This window comes from Rhizobium sp. IBUN (assembly GCF_000510625.1).
Classification (GTDB): domain Bacteria; phylum Pseudomonadota; class Alphaproteobacteria; order Rhizobiales; family Rhizobiaceae; genus Rhizobium; species Rhizobium altiplani.
On record NZ_AZNV01000067.1, the window covers coordinates 1 to 20,500 of the forward strand.

Annotated in this window: 9 protein-coding genes; 6 read left to right on the forward strand and 3 right to left on the reverse strand. The window is 61.3% G+C overall.

Translation table 11 applies throughout. The features are described 5' to 3' along the window. Positions 1–822: 822 nt before the first annotated feature. Complete coding sequence (locus RHIBUN_RS0131255; RefSeq protein WP_198021213.1) at positions 823–1,740, forward strand: MBL fold metallo-hydrolase; 918 nt, start codon at positions 823–825, stop codon at positions 1,738–1,740. 307 nt (positions 1,741–2,047) lie between these two features. Next, on the forward strand, positions 2,048–2,722 hold the full coding sequence (locus tag RHIBUN_RS0131260; protein ID WP_025662660.1) for a response regulator transcription factor: 675 nt from the start codon (positions 2,048–2,050) through the stop codon (positions 2,720–2,722). A 49-nt stretch (positions 2,723–2,771) separates the two neighbouring features. On the opposite strand, the gene RHIBUN_RS34480 is transcribed toward RHIBUN_RS0131260, so the two are convergent. Beyond that, entirely contained in the window at positions 2,772–4,244 is a 1,473-nt protein-coding gene (locus RHIBUN_RS34480) for an ATP-binding protein (RefSeq protein ID WP_051420148.1), read from the reverse strand. A gap of 247 nt (positions 4,245–4,491) precedes the next feature. On the opposite strand from RHIBUN_RS34480, the gene RHIBUN_RS34485 reads away from it, so the two are divergent. The 4 genes from RHIBUN_RS34485 (at position 4,492) to RHIBUN_RS0131285 (ending at position 18,506) form a co-directional block, all read left to right on the forward strand. Continuing rightward, entirely contained in the window at positions 4,492–12,894 is an 8,403-nt protein-coding gene (locus RHIBUN_RS34485; RefSeq protein WP_051420149.1) for a peroxidase family protein, read from the forward strand. Between the two features lie 190 nt (positions 12,895–13,084). Then, positions 13,085–14,845 (forward strand): type I secretion system permease/ATPase, encoded by a 1,761-nt coding sequence (locus RHIBUN_RS0131275; protein WP_025662661.1) that lies wholly within the window; start codon positions 13,085–13,087, stop codon positions 14,843–14,845. Next, a complete protein-coding gene (locus RHIBUN_RS0131280) occupies positions 14,842–17,133 on the forward strand; it encodes a cadherin-like domain-containing protein (protein ID WP_025662662.1) in 2,292 nt (763 codons plus the stop codon). Before RHIBUN_RS0131275 ends, RHIBUN_RS0131280 begins: the two co-directional genes overlap by 4 nt. Before the next feature lie 59 nt (positions 17,134–17,192). Then, the gene (locus RHIBUN_RS0131285; protein WP_037218159.1) at positions 17,193–18,506 is read left to right on the forward strand and encodes an HlyD family type I secretion periplasmic adaptor subunit; all 1,314 of its coding nucleotides are present in this window, start codon (positions 17,193–17,195) and stop codon (positions 18,504–18,506) included. A 187-nt stretch (positions 18,507–18,693) separates the two neighbouring features. Here RHIBUN_RS0131285 and RHIBUN_RS0131290 read toward each other — a convergent pair whose 3' ends face one another. Together RHIBUN_RS0131290 and RHIBUN_RS0131295 are read right to left on the reverse strand one after the other, a co-directional pair. Further along, positions 18,694–19,254, reverse strand: a complete 561-nt coding sequence (locus RHIBUN_RS0131290; protein WP_156932792.1) for a hypothetical protein — start codon at positions 19,252–19,254, stop codon at positions 18,694–18,696. Between the two features lie 20 nt (positions 19,255–19,274). Beyond that, positions 19,275–19,904, reverse strand: coding sequence for a hypothetical protein (locus tag RHIBUN_RS0131295; protein ID WP_025662665.1), 630 nt, complete (start codon positions 19,902–19,904; stop codon positions 19,275–19,277). Positions 19,905–20,500: the final 596 nt, after the last annotated feature.

The window sequence follows — 20,500 nt, forward strand, 5'->3', positions numbered from 1 at the left end:
ATGCACGCCAAGTCGTCGTCCCACCGCAAAGAACGACGGGTTCTCGCGGTAGGCCAGCAGCATGGCTGCCCGCGATACCCGGCTCGCCGGCTCGGTTCGAGACCGCGAAAGAGCTGTCAGCGTTTCGATCTCTTGCTCGCTCATCGCCAGCTCAATGACTCGCCGCCTTGGTGCCATGATGAAACTCCTCATTTGAATAATCTCAAACCAGGAATCCACCAGCGCACGTCAGGTTCCATCAAACGCCGCTTTCATGGAATCGGTCGTCTAGTGATGCCCATCGCCGTTGCAGCCCGCTGAAATCAGGTTCAACGCCATGAGGCGTCTGCCCAGTGGCAGCGAGTACGAGAAATACAGCGGAGCGGCGGCCCTCGGATTTCAGAGCCTCAATGCGTCGGACAAATTCACCGGGCGGATCCAACCGGCCCATTCTGCACGTCCGTAAAGACGGTTCCGGGTCGTATGCCTTGCCGAGCGTTCGCGCGCGGTTTGTCTGGCCGCGGCATAGCGAAATTCAATTGTAGCGTGCCGTCCTTCGACGTGCCAGACCGTGGCTCGTGGCCGCTGGTTGGTGTGCATGGCACCCTTCGGCAGGCAAGGGCACCTACGCCTTCCGACCAGCATGTTCACCACCAAATCTTCGCAGCCGTCCTCCCCATGCACAGGCTGCCCTGTCCTCAGGTGTAGCTCGACCGCCAATATGCTTCGACCTAGCGTCCGCTACGGGCTCGGGACCGACATGTCTCGACCACGCAAAAATAGGAGCACACCATGTCACAGGCAGAAGCAGAGAGCCGCAGGATTGGGCAGGAGGAGGCGAACATGACCCAGAACAACCCCTCACAACCCGCCAGAACACGGTCCGAAGAGTTGGTCCCGTCGCGCTACGCGGTGCGGGTCGGCGAGATTGACGTGCTGGTTATCAGCGATGGGGTACTGCCGCTACCAACTGCGATGTTGGGACATAACGCCGACCCTGTCGTCCGAGCTGGCTGGCTGGATGATATGTTCCTGCCGCAGGACGCTTTCGACTGGTCACTGAATGCGGTTCTTGTGCGCAGTGGCGGGCAGACCATACTCATCGACGCTGGACTGGGATTGGACCCGGACTTGAACTTGCCGCGGGCCGGGCAGTTGACCAAGCGACTGGAGGCGGCTGGCATCGATCTTGGATCCGTCACCGACATCGTGCTGACCCACATGCACATGGACCATGTTGGCGGGCTGCTCGTCGACGGGGTGAAGGAACGGCTGCGGCCGGACCTGCGGATCCACGTGGCGGCCGCCGAGGTCAAATTCTGGGAGGCGCCCGATTTCTCCCGCGTCTCGATGCCGCCGGGGTTCCCGGACGCGCTTCGGGCGGCGGCCAAGCGGTTCACCGAAGAATACCGCAGCCATCTGCGGCTGTTCGATGAGGAACAAGAGGTGGCGCCGGGCGTGGTCGCCACACGTACCGGCGGCCACACCCCCGGGCATTGCGTGGTTCGCGTGGCGTCCGGCGGTGATCGGCTTATGTTTGCCGGCGACGCCGTGTTTGCGGTCGGGTTCGAACACCCCGACTGGTATAACGGTTTCGAACACGACCCGGAAGAGGCGGCCCGCGTCCGGGTCCGACTTTTGCGGGAGCTGGCGGAGACCGGCGCACAGCTCGTTGCCACGCACCTGCCGTTCCCGTCCGTCGGCCACGTGGCGGTTGATGGCGATGCTTTCCGCTGGGTCCCGGCCTTCTGGGACTATTGACCGCTTGGATCGACCATTCCGCGTAAGCGTCTCGTCGACCGAGCGCCCATGCGTAAACGGTCGAACTTGCACTGGAAAAAACCGACTAGGCTCTTGATGGGCCTAGTCGCTGCAGCAGTCTAAGGCAGCAAAAATGTCCCAAATGAACTGCGCCAACCGCTCGCCGGCACCGCACCGCGCCTCTCGCCTTACGAGGAATACATCTGCCGCGGCTTCAAGGGGGCTACTCCGTTTTCACTACATGGACAGTTTTGGCAAAATGGCTCCATAATGAACGCAAGGGAACGAACAGCCTGGGGACGTCCGTATGGAATCGGTTTCTATCGCGTTGGTCGATGATCATCCATTAATGCTGGCAGGTTTGGTGGATCTATTTAAACTGAACGAGGATTTCACGGTCGCGGCGACGGGAAGCAAGGCCAGCGACGTTCTCAAGATCAACGCGGAAATCCGCCCGGACGTATTCGTGGTGGACGTGATGATGCCTGGAAACATATTCGAGGTCATCGCGAAGATCGTCGCGACTTCGCCAAAGACAAAGTTCCTCGCCTTCACCGCCCTGACGAGAAGCGACATCGCCGTTCGCGCGCTCAATGCCGGCGCGACCGGGTATGTTCTTAAGGGCAGTGATGCCGGCGAGCTTATTCAGGGCGTAAGGGCTGTGTATAACGGCGAGACCTTCATTACGCCGGCGTTTGCCTGCAAGGTCATCGAAGAGCTCAAGATTTCTTCGCTGCGCAAGATGGCGTCCGGAACCGTCAAGCTCAGCATTCGCGAGGGACAAATTGTCGGCATGCTCATGCGCGGAGCCACAAACAAGCAGATCGCGGCCGATTTGCGTATCGGCGAAAAGACCGTAAAGAACTACATGACCATCCTGATGCAGAAGCTTCATGCGCGAAACCGCCTCGAGGTGCTCATTGCGGCGCAGAAGCTTGAGGTCGACGATCATCAAGACAGGGAGCCAATGCTGCGCCATTGATGAATGTCTTCTCCTCTAACTCGTCGTTATTTCGCCGCTCTTGCCAGGTCTAGGCGCTGTTGATTTCGAGTGGTACGCGGGTCACGAGTTGCATTCCCCCTTTGCCTCGCTGCCTGATTTGTACCGAGCCGGCAAAAGCTTCAACCCGGTTGCGAATTCCTTGCAGACCCAGCGGCCTACGGCGCGCTTCGGTCGTCGAAGTTGGTGAGAAACCCGGTCCACCGTCGCTGATTACGATTGTGATGGCCTCTTCGTTCGCGATGGCGATAACACGTTGATCGCGGCCGGCTGCGTGATGAAAAGCATTGTTGAGCCCTTCCTGAACCACGCGGTAAAGACAGATTTTCAGCGGGTGAGCGGTCCTCTTCTGAAGTCCCCTGTAGCGGGCCTTTACGATGGACCCGGTCGCATGCTCGTGCCGCTCGACGGCAACGCGAAGTGCGGCCTCCAGGGACATGTTTTCGAGCTCCGGAAGTACCAGACCCGTCGAGAGCTCCCGCAACTCCGTCAATACCTGGCCCGCCAGGCGAAGTGGCGAGATGTCGGCTCTCGTCACGTTCGAGGGACCGACGGCATCGGCCGGGTCGCCAGGCGTCTTCGGGGCCGGCGTCCCCAGCCTGAGGATCAGCAGGCCGAGCAACTGTATCGGCCCGTCGTGCAGATCTGAACCGATACGGTTCAAGAGAGCCTCGTTTGATTTGCTGGCATCCATGCGCGCCTGATCGGCGGTCTTGCGCAGCTGCCTGTTCTGCTCCGCCAATGCTTGCGCGCTGGCGAGTTGGGCCTTGAGCGTCACGCTCTGGCGCCGGATCAGCCTACTGGCACGCCGAACAATCAGGAAGAGCAGGCCCATGATGGCGACCGTCGTTGCTCCAACGATGGCCCACGTCCTTCGTTGAACCCGGTCGCGTTGCGCTATAAACTCGCCCGCCTCCTCGTAAAGTTCTCCGACCGCCATGACCTCGTGGACGTTGGAACGATAGATCGGCCCATAGATTTCGATCAGCGGGCGCTGTTCCGGCTGTCCACCGTCCTCGTTATCATCGTGTCCAGTTTCCAGTTGTGCCACCACCTGGCCAGCAAACGCCTGCTCGATATCCTTTGACGGAAGGCGCTTGCCCGTAAGCGATTTATCGGTGCTGTAGAGAACTGTTCCGTCCCGCTCCCAGATTCGGAACCCCTCCACGCGCGTCGCCAGGTCCGTGCCGATCAGCAGCCTGTCCAGTTGCTGCTGACGCTCGGCCGAAACACGTGGGCCGTCCGGGCCTTCCTCAATATGGCCGGCAAGGAAGCCCTCCATGTAGAGGGCCCCGGATTCTGCTCGGCTCCGAAGCTGGTTCGCGGCAATCTGCGAACTCAGCCACTCGCCGAGGATCGCCATCGAGCCGCCGATGATTAAGGTAGCGACGAGCAAGAATTGGGTCGTCAGATCAAGGCTGTACCAGAAGCGGATTGCCCAGGAGCCGCGGCCGGTGGCGGCTTCATCGCCGGGGACATAAGTCACGCTCTCCTTTGGGTACAAAGTCCCTCCTTTCAGGCGACGAAGGTCCGCACAATTCTCTGGACCTTTGGAACTATTCCGTCCGGTGCCCTTCGCGACATTATCCCATCATCGAAGATTATGTCGGCTTTTCTTGCGTTCGTATCTGCTTCTCGAACGCAATCGACAAGAAAAGGCGTTCGTGCGCCAAGCAACGTACGAGAATAGTTCAAGTTTCAGCAAGTTTACCATGCGGTGAAGAAATTCAGCTGGTGCTAGGGAGAGCAAAATGGTCAGCTATATTCGTTCCGATCTCGAGTTCATTCTCGCGCAAATCAAGATCGCCGAAGCGCATGCCGCCGGGCAACCGCTATACGGTCCGGGCGGGCTGATCCCTACCTACAATCTGGCCTGGGGCCTCAGAACCGTCGACGGTAGCTACAACAATCTGCTCAATCCCAATTGGGGCTCATCGGACGAGCCGTTCCGGGAGGGGCTCGGAACCGACTTCCGGACGCTGTTTGTCGATGCCGACCCGGGACCTGGCGTCCAGATGACCCAGGTTACCTATACGCCAGGCGTCGATGTCGACGGCCCGACGATGACGCTTCCCGACGGTACGGTCATCGGCAATCGCGCAGGCCCCGGCGACGTGATCGATCCTGAAGTGCGCATCATCTCCAATCTCATTGTCGACCAGACACTTGGCAATCCTTCGGCGATCCTGACCGCCCTGCAGCGCGCCGGCGTCGATGATCCCGGCCTTGTCATTACCGGGACAATTTCTGCCGCCTATGCACCGTTGCAGCCGCTGTTCGAGGCTCTGGGCGATGCCCAACGCGCCTATGCGAACGCTTCCGCCGCCGCGGCGGCAAGCCCGAACAATGCTGCCTTGCAGACGGCCGCAGCCAATGCCGCCGCTGCGGTCGAATTAGCCAGAACGACGCTGGAAACCGATCCCGGATACACCACGCTGACAACCTTGCTCGACGATAACGGCATCGAGCTCGACGGCACCAACCTTCGCATCACCAACAGCGCGCCGGACGAAGGCCTCTCGGCGCCTTTCAATTCCTGGTTCACGCTGTTCGGCCAGTTCTTCGACCATGGCCTCGACCTCGTCGGCAAGGGCGGAAGCGGCACCGTGATGATCCCCCTGATGCCGGACGATCCGCTCTATGTGCCCGGCAGCAGCACCAATTTCATGGTCTTGACCCGCGCGACCGTTGGTCCTGGTGCAGATGGCATCCTCGTCGACAACCCCAACACGGCTGTCGATGAAAGCGCCGACAATGTCCGGCCGATCAACACCACGACGGCCTTTGTCGATCAGAACCAGACCTATACTTCGCACCCCTCGCATCAGGTGTTCCTGCGCGAATACGTGATGGCCAACGGGCGCCCGGTTGCGACCGGCGAACTGATCCAGGGCCAGCAAGGCGGCATGGCCACCTGGGCGGACCTGAAGGCGCAGGCTGCCGATTTGCTTGGCATCCAGCTGCTCGACAGCGACGTGGGCAATGTTCCGCTGCTGCTGACCGACCCCTATGGCGAATTCATCCGCGGAGCGAATGGTTTCGTGCAGATCATGACGACGACCGGTCTGGTGGAAGCTGATCCCGGGGCCAACGGCGGTCTTGGTACGTTGCTGCCTGCGAATACCTTGCGCACAGGCCACGCATTTCTCGCCGATATTGCCCATTCGGCGGTTCCTGGCGGCCTCGCAGACGGCGATATCGAAATCGGTCTCGATAATCCCGGCAACCTGCCGGGTGTCTACGACGACGAACTCCTTAATGCGCATTTTGTGGCGGGCGATGGCCGCGCCAACGAGAATATCGGCCTGACCGCGGTCCACCATGTCTTTCATGCCGAGCATAATCGACTGGTAGAGCACACCAAGGCTGTCACCATCGCCGATGCGGCTGCCATGCTTGCAGGCGGAGCGACCCAGGCGGAGGCTGTCGCCTTCCTCAACGAATGGCTGATCAATGACGTCACTGCCGTTCCCGCCGATCAAGCGGCAATAAATGCGCTGGTTTGGGATGGCGAGCGCCTGTTCCAGGCTGCAAAGTTCGGCACCGAGATGCAGTACCAGCATCTCGTCTTTGAAGAGTTCGCCCGCAAGATCCAGCCAAACATCAACGTGTTCCTTGTTCCCGACGGGTTTGACGTCACCATCGACCCCTCGATCGTCGCAGAGTTTGCGCATGTGGTGTATCGCTTCGGTCATTCGATGCTGACGGAAACGATCGACCGTTTCGACCCGTCCTTCACGCCGGACCAGATCGGCCTGATCGAAGGCTTCCTCAATCCCGTCCAGTTCACGAACAACGGCGGTAACAACCCCATCGACGCCGAGGTCGCGGCCGGAGCCATCATTCGCGGCATGACGCGCCAGGCGGGCAACGAAATCGACGAGTTCGTCACCAGCGCGCTGCGCAACAACCTCCTCGGCTTGCCGCTCGACCTTGCGACCATCAACCTGGCGCGCGGTCGTGATACGGGCGTTCCCACCCTCAACGAGGCGCGCGCCCAATTCTATGAAGCAACCGACGAGAACTCGCTGCTGAAGCCCTATGAAAGCTGGGTGGACTTCGCCGGCAACCTCAAGCACGAAGCCTCGATCATCAATTTCATCGCGGCCTACGGCACGCACTCGACGCTGACGAGCGCCACGACGCTCGAGGAGAAGCGCGCCGCCGCAATGGCCCTGGTCGGCCTCGGCGGAGGCACGCTGGACGAAGCCGATCGGCTGGCGTTCCTGAACGGCACGGGGATCTATGCCGGCGATCTCGGCGGTATGAACAAGGTCGATCTCTGGATTGGCGGTCTGGCCGAGAAGATCATGCCCTTCGGCGGCATGCTGGGCTCAACTTTCAACTTCGTCTTCGAGACACAGATGGAAAGTCTGCAGAACGGCGACCGCTTCTACTATCTGCAGCGCCTCGATGGCTTGCACCTGTTTGGCGAAATGGAAGCAAACTCCTTCGCCGCGATGATCATGCGTAATACAGATGCGACGCACCTGCCGTCCGACGTCTTCTCGACGCCCGGCCTCATTCTCGAGATCGACCGCACCAGGCAATACAATCCGGGCCTTGGCGAAGCTGCGGGCGCCGACGGCATCATGGACGATGATCCGACCACGGCCGTCAACGAAGCCGCCGACAATATCGGCAACGATCCGACGGGCGGCAGCATCCTGACGCCGCTGGTGATCCGCGACAATCCGCAGACACCGACCCTCGACACCAACTACCTGCGCTACACCGGCGGCGAGCATGTGCTGCTCGGTGGCACCAATGCAGCTGACGTGCTGATCGCCAGCATCGGCGACGACACCCTCTTCGGCGACGGCGGCAACGACCGGCTCGAGGGCGGCTTCGGCAACGACATCATCAACGGCGGTGCCGGTGACGATATCATCCGTGACGCGGGCGGCGACGACAACATCAAGGCCAACGAAGGCAACGACGTCGTCCACGCCGGCCCCGGCCTTGATCTCGTGCTCGGCGGCGACGGCCAGGACTTCATCGTGCTCGGCACTGACATGGGTTCGGAAGTCTTCGGCGGCACCGGCAACGACTTCATTCTCGGCAACAAGAACGCCGAACGCATCCTCGGCAACGAGGGAGACGACTGGCTCGAAACCGGCACATTCGACGGTGCCCCTGGCGACAACTTCGATGAAATCTTCGCCCGCGACGGTATCCGCGGCAACGACGTGTTCCTCGGCGACGGCGGCTTCGACGAGTTTATCGGTGAAGGCGGCGACGACATCTTCGTCGGCAGCCCCGGCCGCGGCAAGATGGCCGGCATGTCCGGCTTCGACTGGGCGACCTACCAGGAAAACAGCGCCTTCGTGAACGCCGATCTTTCGGTCCCTATCGTCTTCGACGAAGCGCCGACACTGCCGCAGAACACCGCGCTCGACGAGTTCGAGTCGGTCAACGGCCTGTCCGGCACGCGGTTCAACGACATTCTCGCCGGGTCCAACGAGGATGCAGCAAGTCTCCTGCCGCTTGCTCAGGGCGGCGGGACGGGCTTCCTCGGCAGCGCGCTCGATGCGCAGGGGATTGCCCTGATCAACGGCCTGCAGGCCGTTGTGGGGGCTGGCGTGACCTCCTTTGCGGCCGGCGACATCATTCTCGGCGGTGACGGCAGCGACACGATCAAGGGCAATGCCGGCGACGACATCATCGACGGCGACAAGTGGCTCAACGTGCGCATCAGCATCCGGCAGAATGTCGGTCCGAACGGCGGCACCGGACCGGAAATCGCCAGCGCCTCGCGCATGACGGCGAACGTGACGCTGAACGGCGTGACGAAGCCGCTGACGGCCTGGATGCTCGAAGGGGCGATCAACCCCGGACAGCTGACCATCGTCCGCGAGATCCTGACAGACACGACATCGGGCGACATCGACACGGCGGTCTATTCCGAAGTGATGGCGAACTACTCGTTTGCGACCGGCGCCGACGGCACGTTGCGCGTTTCCCATACCGGCGGCGCCAACCCGATCGAGGGCACCGACTCGCTGCGCAACATCGAACGCCTGCAATTTTCCGACGCGACGGTTGGCGTGGTCGTCGGTACCCCGTTCAGCGACAACGGCGTGGCTCCGCAGGGCCCGCCGTCGGACAACCGCCCGGTCATCAACGGCACGCCGGGGAACGAGCTGATCCTCGGGCTTGCCGGCGCCGACGTACTCAACGGATTTGCCGGGAACGATATTCTCGTCGGCGGTCCGGGTGCCAGCGTTGCACCGTCCAGCTTTGGCGACAACTTTGGCAACAACAGCTTCGGGAACTCTGATGGCCTGGCTCTTTGGGACCCGGATTGGGTTGAATCAGGCGATAGCGGCGGTGTGACAGCTGGCCAGATCCAGATCGACCCCGGCGGCAACTTCAACAATGTGATGGCGTTTGTCGGCGGCACTGGGGCCAATTTCGATGGCGCTCAGATCCAGCGCCGGGTTGACCTTAGCAATGCGACCGCCCCAACGCTGAACTACACCGTGACCAGGAATGGCCTGGACGGCGGCACCGACAACGACAACGTCACTGTCTTCTTCTCGCGAGATGGCATCACCTTCGTGCAGGTCGACATCATCAGTTCGACCAGCACCATTACCCCTCGCGCGATCGACCTAACTCAGTTCGGCACTGGGCCCTTCACCGCCAACGCCGCAATCCGCTTCGTGGCGTCCAGCCTCGAAACCGGCGAGTCCGTGACGATCGACAGCCTGGCGGTCAACTTCACCGTTCCGGCCGTCAACGGCGGAGTCGACACCCTCAACGGCGGTCTGGGGGACGACATCTATTCCTTCTCCCTCGGCGACGGAAACGACGTGATCAACGAAGCCGTGAACGCCACGAGCGGCGGCACGGCTGACCTGATCTCGATCCTTGCGCCGACCACGGGCATCGATCCGCTCACAGATGAGCCGATCCTGACGCTCACCGGGCTCAATGCCTTCGACGACAACACGAACTCGGCCACCGGAAACCTGGTCATCAACTACACCATGCCGAGCGGCGCGACCAACGTGACGCAAACGATCACGGTCAACGGTCAATACACCGGCAATAACGCTCAGACCGGCGTCGAACGCATCAACTTCAACAATGCCACCTACGAAGGCTACCTGCTGGGAGCCGCCGACTACCTGGTCAACCGCGCCGATGGCGGCGGTAACCGCACTATCGATCTCACCGCTTCGACGGCAAACAACTTCATCGCCGGCGAGAACGGCACCAACGACGATATTACCGGTGGCCTCGGCAACGATCTGATCTTCGGCGGGACTGGCGACAATGTCCTCGACGGCGGCGACGGCGACGATCTCATCGTCGGCGGTTCGGGCGCCGGCGACAATGACGTGATCGATGGCGGTCTCGGAATCGACACCATGATCGGCCTTGCGGGCAATGACACCTACATCGTCGATGACCTGGAGGACGTCGTCGTCGAAGCAGCCGGCGCCGGCACCGATACCGTCGAGACCCTGATGGTTGCGCTTTCGATCGAGGCCATGGCGAATGTCGAAAACCTCACCTACACCGGCCTCGATGCCGACCAGTTCGTCGGCACAGGCAATGCGGGCAACAACATCATCAGCGGCGGCGATCTTGCCGATACGCTGAGCGGCCTCGGTGGCAACGACACGCTGAACGGCGGCATTGGTGCCGACACGCTGATTGGTGGCGCCGGCACCGATACCCTGAACGGCGGCACGGAAGCCGACAACATGCAGGGTGGTGCCGATAACGACACCTATATCGTCGACGATGCCGGCGACGTGGTAACGGAACTTGCCGGCGGTGGCACGGCCGACGTCGTCAATGCGTCGATCACCTATACGCTCGGTGCAGAAGTTGAAAATCTGACGCTGACCGGCGCAGCCGCGATCAACGGCAGCGGCAACGGTCTCGCCAATGTTATCACCGGCAATGGTTCGAACAACCAGCTGTTCGGCGGTGGCGGCGGCGATACGATCGATGGCGGCAACGGCAACGATCTGATTGACGGCGGTCAGGGCGACGATACCTTGAGCGGCGGCATCGGCAACGACGTCGACAACATCATCGGCGGCACCGGCAACGACACGATCAACCTGCTGGCCAACGACGGCGGCAACGACGTCCTGATCTACAATGCCCTCGGGTTCGGCGATGACATCGTCAACAATTTCGATGCCACCGGCGGAACCGCTGCGACACAGGACCTCATCGATCTCAGCAGCTTCGGTATCACCGCAGCCAACTTCGCAACGCGCGTCGGGATCGCCCCCGTCGGCGGCGCCAACAATACGCTCCTCACTGTACGCGATGCGGGCGGAGCCACCATCGGCACCATACGCATCAACGGCATCGCTCCAGCCAATATCACGACGTCGGACTTCATACTGGCCACCGCCACCAACACGATCAACGGGACAGCCGCGGGCACGACGATCCCCGGCACGGCCGTCGCCGATACGATCAACGCCCTTGCCGGCAATGACACGGTCAATGCCGGGGCGGGCAACGATATCATCAACGGTGGCACAGGCAACGATACGCTGAACGGCCAGGACGGCGACGATACGTTCAACTGGAACGCCAATCCGCCGCCACCCCCAGCCGGGAACGTGACCGACGGCAGGGACGTGATCGACGGCGGTAACGAGGGAGCGCTTGGCGATACCTTCGTCATCAGCGGCAACACGACGGCCGAAATCTACCGGATCTACACCCGGGCGGCCTTCGACGCAGTCGCGGGCAACAATCTCAACGGCATCAATGCCGCCACCGAGATCATCATTACCCGCAACGGCACCAACGCGGCTTCGATCATCGCAGAACTGCGCGACATCGAGGAAATCCGCATCAACAACGTCGAACCCGTCGTCAATGGTGCTGCGGGCAACGACACCTTCCAGATTATCGGCGATTTCTCCGGAACCAGCCTGCGTCTCAACACCATTACGATCGACGGTGACGAGGGAGACGACACAATCGATATCTCGGCGCTGACCTCCGCACATCGGATCGTCTTCAGGTCGAACGGCGGCAACGACACGATCGTCGGGACGCTGCGGCCGCAGGACGTGATCGAACTGCCCGATGGAAAGACGGCGGCCGACTATACGACGACGACGGAAAATGGCGTGACGACCATGACCTGCGGCGAACACAGGATCACGTTCACCGCGTCCGGCGGCATGCCGCAGGTCGGCGGCGAAGACGACACACCGGCCGGTGACGATAACGAACAAGACGGCGACGATACGCCGGCGCCGGCCACCGAAGCAACGACCGGACCGGCCATGGTCGGCACAGCCAATGCCGATGTGCTCCTCGGCACTGCAAATGGCGAGACGATCATCGCCCTTGGCGGCAACGATACGGCCATCGGCGGCGGTGGTGCCGACATCATGCGCGGCGAGGATGGTGACGACTTCATGAGTGCTGAAGGCGGCAACGACATCGTCTTCGGCGGCGCGGGCAATGATGACCTCCTCGGAGGGGCCGGCAACGACATGCTCTACGGCGATGCAGGGTCCGATCGGATCTTCGGCGATGCCGGAAATGACCTGATCCACACCGGTGCCGGCAACGACACCGCATATGGCGGGGAGGGCGACGATCTCTTCGTCGCCGAGGCCGGTGACGGCGACGACACATACTACGGCGATGCCGGAAGTGATACGCTCGACATGGCAGCGATCACCGCCAACCTGACGGTCGATCTCGGCAATGGCTTCATGGGCAGGGGAAGCGCATCGAGCAGTCAGTCCGGCAGCGACATGGTTTGGAACGTCGAAAACGTTGTCACCGGCTCAGGAGCCGATACGATCACCGCCAGTCGCGCGGCAAACGTTATCGACGGCGGCGCCGGCAGTGACACCTTCCGCTTCCTTTCCGAAGCGGACGCCGACGGTGATACGATCGTCAGCTTCCAGCCCGGGGACAAAATCGACTTCAGCGGCATCGATGCCAATGGCGGCGCCAGTGGCAACCAGTCCTTCACGCTGGTCGCGGCATCGACGCTGAGCAGTGCGGCCCAACTGATCGTCACGCATGAAACGCGTGAAGACGGTGACTATACGGTCGTGCAGGCGAACGTCGACGACGACAATGCCGCCGAGCTGCGCCTCAGCATCAAGGGCACGCATAATCTCACAAGCACGGATTTCAATCTGTAGTCCGCAACGTGTGGCGAGCCGACTTGCCGGCCCGCCACACCATCTCCCCGGAGGCGCGAGTGGCTGGATCGTGCGTCGCGCCAATCGCAATCGGTTCGAGATTGATCGTCCAATGCACACGCAGTCCCGAGCCCGCACCTGAAATTGCTGCAGCCGATCAACTCGTTCAACAGTGAAACGGTATCCGAATATGCGCTCTAAAGCCCCTTTGACCGGAACCAGGCGGAAAAACGCGGAAAGCCTCACGCGAGGATTTCGAGGAATATTCGTTTTTCTCTTCATAACGTCCGGCGTCATCAATATTCTGGCTTTGACCGGCTCCTTCTACATGCTGCAGATATATGATCGCGCGCTTACAAGCGGCAGCATTCCGACATTGCTCGGCCTGTCGCTGCTGGCTGTGGGCCTTTATCTGTTCCAAGGTACTTTCGACATCATTCGCTCGCAGGTGCTTGTTCGTGTCGGCGCGCGTCTCGATCGAAAAATTGCGCCGATGGCACATCAGGTCGCGATCGACATGCCGCGGTTCGGGTTTTCCACGGCAGAGGCACTGGAACGAGGCAGAGACGTCGATACCCTTCGCGGCTTTCTCGGCAGCCAGGGACCGGTAGCCCTGTTCGACCTGCCCTGGATGCCGCTCTACCTGATCTTCGTCTATATGCTCCATCCCTATCTCGGCGCGCTCACTTTCGCCGGCGCATTCGTTCTGTCCATCCTGACAATCGTGACGGAGCTCATGACCCGCCGCCTGGCTGGCGCCACGCATCAGGCCGCAATTACCCGCAACGCCATCGCGGATTCAAATGCGCGTAACGCCGACATCCTGAAGGCGATGGGATTTGCAGGCAGGGCCGTCGATCGCTTCCGGCAGGCCAATCAGGAACATCTGGAGCTGCAGACGCGCACCAACGATATCAGCGGAACGTTCGGCGCTCTGTCGCGGGTGCTCCGCATGGTCCTGCAATCGGCCGTCCTTGGCCTCGGCGCCTGGCTTACGATAAAAGGCGAGCTCTCTGCCGGCGCCATTGTCGCCGCCTCCGTGGCATCGGCCCGTGCCCTTGCGCCGGTTGATCTTGCGATCGGAAACTGGAAGGGCGTCGTTGCCGCGCGCACTGCGTTCCAACGGCTGAAGGAAACCGTCATTGCTCTCGCGGGCATGGATGCGCCGCTGCTACTGCCCGCCCCCGTCGATACCCTGAAGGTGGAGAAGATCACCATCGCAGCACCCGGATCGGGCCGCGTTTTGCTCAGCGAAGTCAGCTTCGAGATCAGAGCCGGCCAGGCGCTTGGCATCATTGGGCCGAGCGGGGGAGGGAAAACGACCCTGGCACGAGCCATGACCGGTATATGGCCGACGCTGCGCGGCAGCATCCGGCTCGACGATGCGGAGCTCACGCAATGGACCGACAGCAACCTCGGCCAGTTTATCGGCTATCTTCCGCAGGACGTGGCACTCCTCGACGCAACCGTTGAAGAGAATATCTCGCGGCTTGAGCCACAGGCCGATCCTCGCGCGATCGTTGAGGCCGCACAAATCACCGGCATTCATGAAATGATTGTGCGTATGCCGGATGGGTATCGCACGGCCCTTGGCCCGCAGGGCGCGTCGTTGTCGGCCGGACAGCGTCAGCGCATTGGTTTGGCACGCGCCCTCTATCGCAATCCGTTCGTCGTGGTCATGGACGAGCCCAACTCGAACCTCGATGCCGAAGGGGAGATGGCGCTTACCCAGGCGATCAAGTCCGTCCGAGCGCGCGGCGGCATCGCCGTTGTGATTGCCCACCGGCCAAGTGCGCTGACGGCCGTCGATCTGGTCGCCGTCATCCAGAACGGCAAGATGATCGCGTTCGGACCGAAGGATGAAATCATGAAAGCGGCCGGTCCCGTTGAAAGCCGACCTGCGCCGGCCGCACACCCCCCGCACCGCATGGCATCGAGGATGTCGGAATGATTGACGTCAAGGGAACCAAGACCGTCACGCCAGGGACAACGGAGTCCTACGAGCACTATGTCTTGAAGAATGAGGACAAGCGTTCGAGCGCACCTGCTTTCTTCACCGTGCTTCTCACGGGGCTTGCGCTCTACCTGAAGAGCGCTTTCCCAAGTTTGGCAAGGGCGGAGCCGGCTGAGCCGGAGGATGCTGCCGGAGAGCCGATGCCAACCTCGCCGGAGGTTGTTCCGTCGCGTGCGCCTGATCCAGGTCCGGTTACGGAAGGGTTTTTCCAGGAAGCGGATGGACCGAAGCGCTCCGGCGAGCGATCCTTCGCCTACCGTGAGCCGAACGACTTTATGCCAAGCGATCTGCCGGCGTTCGAGTTCCAGAACCTGAAGCTTCCTAGCTTTGAGCTTCTGAAAAGAATGGGCGGAATTACCGTCTCGTTCCCGGCTGCCAACGACAACGCCTGGACGGCGAAAGCTGGTGCGAATACTGCCGGCGGCTCCGACCATCCGGGAGGTTTCGCGCCAGAGCGCGAAAACGCCGCCGCCGCCACTCCAGGCGGTGACGACCTGGTCGAAGAGGAGACTGTCGATGAGCGAAATCCGGACGGCAAGGCAGCAAACCGCGCCTGCCGGACCAGCGGTCCGATCTATCTCCTGGATGTCTACGGCTGCGCGATAACAGTGATCGGCTTGGCCGACCTGTTGCGCGGCGCCTGGGATCCGGACGGCGACGCTCTCAAGGTCCAAAATATCACCGCGTCATCGGGTGATATCACGCAGACGGCGGATGGCTGGTTGTTCGATCCCTCGACGCTCGGTCCGGTCGCCATAAGCTACCAGATTACCGATGGTGAGTTCTCCGTGGCTCAGACCGCGACGTTCAACGTGCTGACGAGGCCGCCGGTCGTTGGCACCGCCGGCGACGACGTCATGCTTGGCACCGACTGTGCCGACGACATTGATGGACGTGATGGCGACGATAACATCGACAGCCGTAGCGGCAGTGACACCGTGCTCGGCGGCGCGGGAAGCGACCACATCGTCGCTGGCGGCGGAAACGACGTCGTCTTTGCCGGCGTCGGCAATGACATTGTCCTGGGCGGTGCGGGCGACGACGAGTTATGGGGTGGAGACGGCGATGACCGACTGTTCGGCGATGCCGGTCGCGACATCATTTTCGGTGAGGCCGGCAACGACACAATCAGCGGCGGCGACGATGACGACATGCTTTTTGGAGGCGGGGGAGCAGACGTCGTAGCCGGGGAGGGGGGCAACGACCTCCTCGACGGCGATGACGGGGATGACAGGCTCGACGGCGGCGATGGAAACGACATTGTTCTCGGGCAGGCCGGTTCCGACGTGATCGAGGGTGGCGAGGGCGACGATTTTCTCGCCGGCGGTGCCGGAGAGGACGTCGTACGCGGCGGCGACGGCAACGACATGGTCGCCGGCGATGCGGACCTGGCCGCCGACACTTATGACGGCGGCCAGGGCGTCGACATGCTCGACTATTCGGCATCGCTGATGTCGCTCGTCGTCGACCTTGCCGCGGCGAGTGCCAGCGGCAGCGAGATCGGCAATGACCGCATCACGAATTTCGAGGTGGTCAAGGGCGGTGAAGGCAACGATACGATCACCGGCGGCAGCGATGACGATACGCTGATCGGCAACGGCGGCGACGACTGCGTAAGCGACGGTCAAGGGGCCGATAATGTCAGCGCGGGCGCGGGCAATGACCTGGTGCTCGCGGCAGCCGATAGCTCCGACGATTGCTACCGGGGCGAGGCCGGCTTCGACACCCTCGACTATTCGGACGCGGCGCACGGCGTTCTCATCGACCTGACATCCGGCATCGCGACCGGCTTCGACGTCGGCCGCGACGTCATCGACGGGTTCGAGCAATTCATTGGCGGGTCCGGCGACGACGCCGTGCTGGTGTCGACGGCAGCCGTCGTCCTTTCCGGAGGAGAGGGCGCCGACACGTTCAATTTCCAGATTCCGAAAGGCAGCTCCGGCGCAGAGGTCATCCACCAGATCCTCGACTTCATGGTCGGCGACCGGATCGAGATGTCGAAGTACCAGATTTTCGAGGAGGTCTTGGACAGTCTCGAGGATCGTTTTGAGGACGCTTACGGTGAGGATGCGAAGGCTGATGTCCTGCCGATCCGGGTCCGGCACCAGGGCACGGGCGAGCTCGAGGAAACACTGGTGGAAGTCGACATGGACCAGGACGACCACTTCGAGATGACCATCAACCTGAGCGGCCATCATCTGCTGATGATCGTGGAAAACGCCTGAGTGAGGCCGTGCCCTGTGGCGGATTGGAGTGAGCGATGTTTGGCAGGAGTGAACGGAAGATGCGGCACCCCGATCTGGATGTCGAAGACGACAATGCCTTTCCGGTGGGCGCGCGCGTTTTCGCCGGCGTCATGCTTGGCACGCTGCTTTTCGCCGGTGCGGGCGGATGGGCAGCCACCACGCGGCTCAGCGGCGCGGTGATCGCATCGGGCGTGGTCGCGGTCGATCAGAATTTGAAAGCGATACAGCACCGCGATGGCGGCATCGTCAGCGAGATCGCCGTCAAGGAGGGCGATTTTGTCCACAAGGGTCAGATCCTGCTTCGGCTCGACGACGCCCAGACCCGCGCCGAACTTTCGATCGTTCGCACGCAGCTCGTCGAACTGCTGGCCCGCCGGGCGCGGCTCATGGCCGAGCGCGATAATCTGGACAGGATCGAATTTACGCCGGAACTCATCGTGAAGCGCGACGAATTCCCGAGCATCTTCTTCGGCGAGAACCGCCTATTCGAAGGCAATCATCTAAATCGAAAGAGCCAGAAGCAGCAGCTGGAACTGGGCATATCGCAACTGGACGAGGAAATAAGGGGACTGACGTCGCAGAGCAATTCAAAAGCCGACGAGATCGCCCTTGTGCAGACCGAGCACGACAAGATCAAGGGATTGACCGACAAGCGGTTGATGGAAACCTCGCGCAAATACGTGATCGACCGGGAAATGGCAAAGCTTGTCGGAGAGCGCGCCGAGATTCAGGCGAATATCGCCCGCGCTCGGGCCCGAATGAGCGAAATCCAGCTCCAGATCCTCGCGATCGATGAAACCGCACGCACCGAGGCGCAGCGGGAACTCAGCGAAGTCGAACCGAAATTGTCCGAGCTCTTGGAGCGTCGCGTCGCCATCGAGGATCGTCTGGCGCGCACCGATATCAGGGCGCCGCTGTCGGGTACCGTCAACGAGCTCTCCATTCATACGATCGGTGGTGTCATCACGCCGGCTGAAAAGCTGGTGACGCTCGTCCCTGCCGACGCAGCTTTGAAGATACAGGCGAAACTGTCGCCGACCGATATTGATCAGATGTTCGTCGGCCAACCGGCCAAACTGCGCTTCTCAGCCTTCAACCAGCGCGCTACGCCCGAACTTCACGGCAAGGTAGACTACGTCTCTGCCGCGACCAGCAGCGACCCATCGACCGGGCAAACCTATTACCTGGCCGACATTGTCGTTTCGCCGGCTGAACTCGCAAAACTGGGAAACAACAAGCTCGTTCCGGGAATGCCTGTGGAGGCTTTCGTCTCGACGCAGGAGCGGACTGCGATGTCGTTTCTCTCGAAGCCACTGATGGACCAATTCAGCCGCGCATTCAGGGAAGAATAGGGGCGGCGCAGGCGAGAAGGTTTTAGCCAACGAGAAGGAGCGCAGGCTTCAGCGCAGCTGCGGTTCAAACATTGTGGAACGTACGGCGGAAAGGACGTCGCCGAGGGCTGGCCTGTCGGGACTGACCAACTGGTCCGTTACCGAATGGATGCAGTCGCGGGACCGCGTGGGGCCGATGGGACATGTCTCATTGGTTGGCATCGAAGGCCGCACCGAGATCGTCGCTGGCGTCGCTGGTTGCTTGCAAAGGCTCGTTCGCCAGCTGCTGAGGCATGCTTGGCTGCTGGGCGGACAGGTTAGGCAGTTGCTCAACCGACGGGACGCTGGGCTCTACCGCCACCGGCACCATGCAGAAACCATAGGGCTTGGATATCAGCCTATTGTTGACGAAGAGGCCCGCGTTCCAGCTATCAAATCGACCAGCTTGAAGACTAACACGCTGAGGTGAGCCGGGGGCAACCGATATGACGTAACGGGGATCGGGACCATAGGTGTAGTTCCGGCCACCGTTAGGGGACTTCGAGATATACCAGTACGGCTGTCCACCGTTTAGATGGCGGATTTCCTCGTTGCCCTTGTAGAAGGCGGTTTCGACTGCTCTCGGGTTGCCGGGCTCGACGGCCAGGTTATACCCGATAGCCTCGCCGGTCTTCTTGGAAACGAACCCACAAAGAACAATGTCTTGGGCACTGGCAACACTAACGCAACTACCGACTGCGATAGCTGCGGTAAGCAAGGTCCTGATCAAGTTCGTAGCTCCTTTGGTGATCATCGCAGTTCGGAACCATGGAAGGGAACGAGGACTGTGTTGTCCCAACTCTTCAAATCTCTCGCGTCGAGCCGCTTTCCGGCGCGGCTCCCGGTCAGTAGCAACTTGGCGAGGACAGGATCAGGAGTCCCTACTTCCTTCATGACCCGCGCAAGCTCGACGGACGCAGCCATCGTGGCTTCCGTCTCATTGCCATCGATCGCCAGGGTGTGAACGTAGAGGGCCCCCGAGGGTATCCTCTTGCCATCCTTAGTGCCGCCGACCTCGACGATGCGTGTTGTGGCGGCTGCGAACATCACCACGCAGGACGACGCACAGACCGATCCCGCACGGACCACTACTGTCGTGGGTATGCCTTTGATCCGGGCCGATAGTATCCCCGCCGCAATCTGGCGCGCAGCGTATACGCTGCCGCCGGGTGTATCGACGAGCAAAATCACGCCTGCATCCGTGAGTTGGGTTCTCTTGACCTCGCTGACAGCGGTCCTGAACTTGGTTTCGTCACCAAACTCGATAGGACCGGATATTGCGACTGTATCGAAGTCGACCTTCCGATAATCGGCGCTATTTGCCGGCACAGCAGCGAGAAAACTCGCCGCCGCGATTGCGATTGCGGTTAACTTTCGCATTGTGATTTCCTTTTCCGCGGCCACCGCATCGTCGGGCGGTCTCGCTCGAATTGCCGTGGGCCATCACGACAACCCGCATATAAGAAGCGTCCAGAACCGAAGGTTGCCGCTGGACGCCAATTACTTGCTGCTAGATGCCAACTCGCTGACGCACGCAGCTACCGGCACGGCGGGCAAGAAGGGCGGCAGAATAGGGGTGGTGATCTTAAATTCGAGGTATGCGAATTGGGCAGCCAACAGCTATGGCGCATCAGCCACGGGACGAGAGCATTCGACTATTCGGATTTCGTGTGGATCCGCCCTCTCGCGAGGACACGCCCACGAGATGGGCGCTAAGCTATCAAAAATAGGTGCCCAGACGCAGCGACTTGTCCCGTGCGAAGCTCTAGGCCAGCCAGCACTTCATCCTTGCACGGGCGTCTTCAGGGGTGCCGACGCCTAATCGCTGTTTTGGGCTGGGAAGCGGAGAGTCTCACTGGCTGCCGACCACTTCGGCCAGTTCTAGACGACCGATTCCATGAAAGCGGCGTTTGATGGAACCTGACGTGCGCTGGTGGATTCCTGGTTTGAGATTATTCAAATGAGGAGTTTCATCA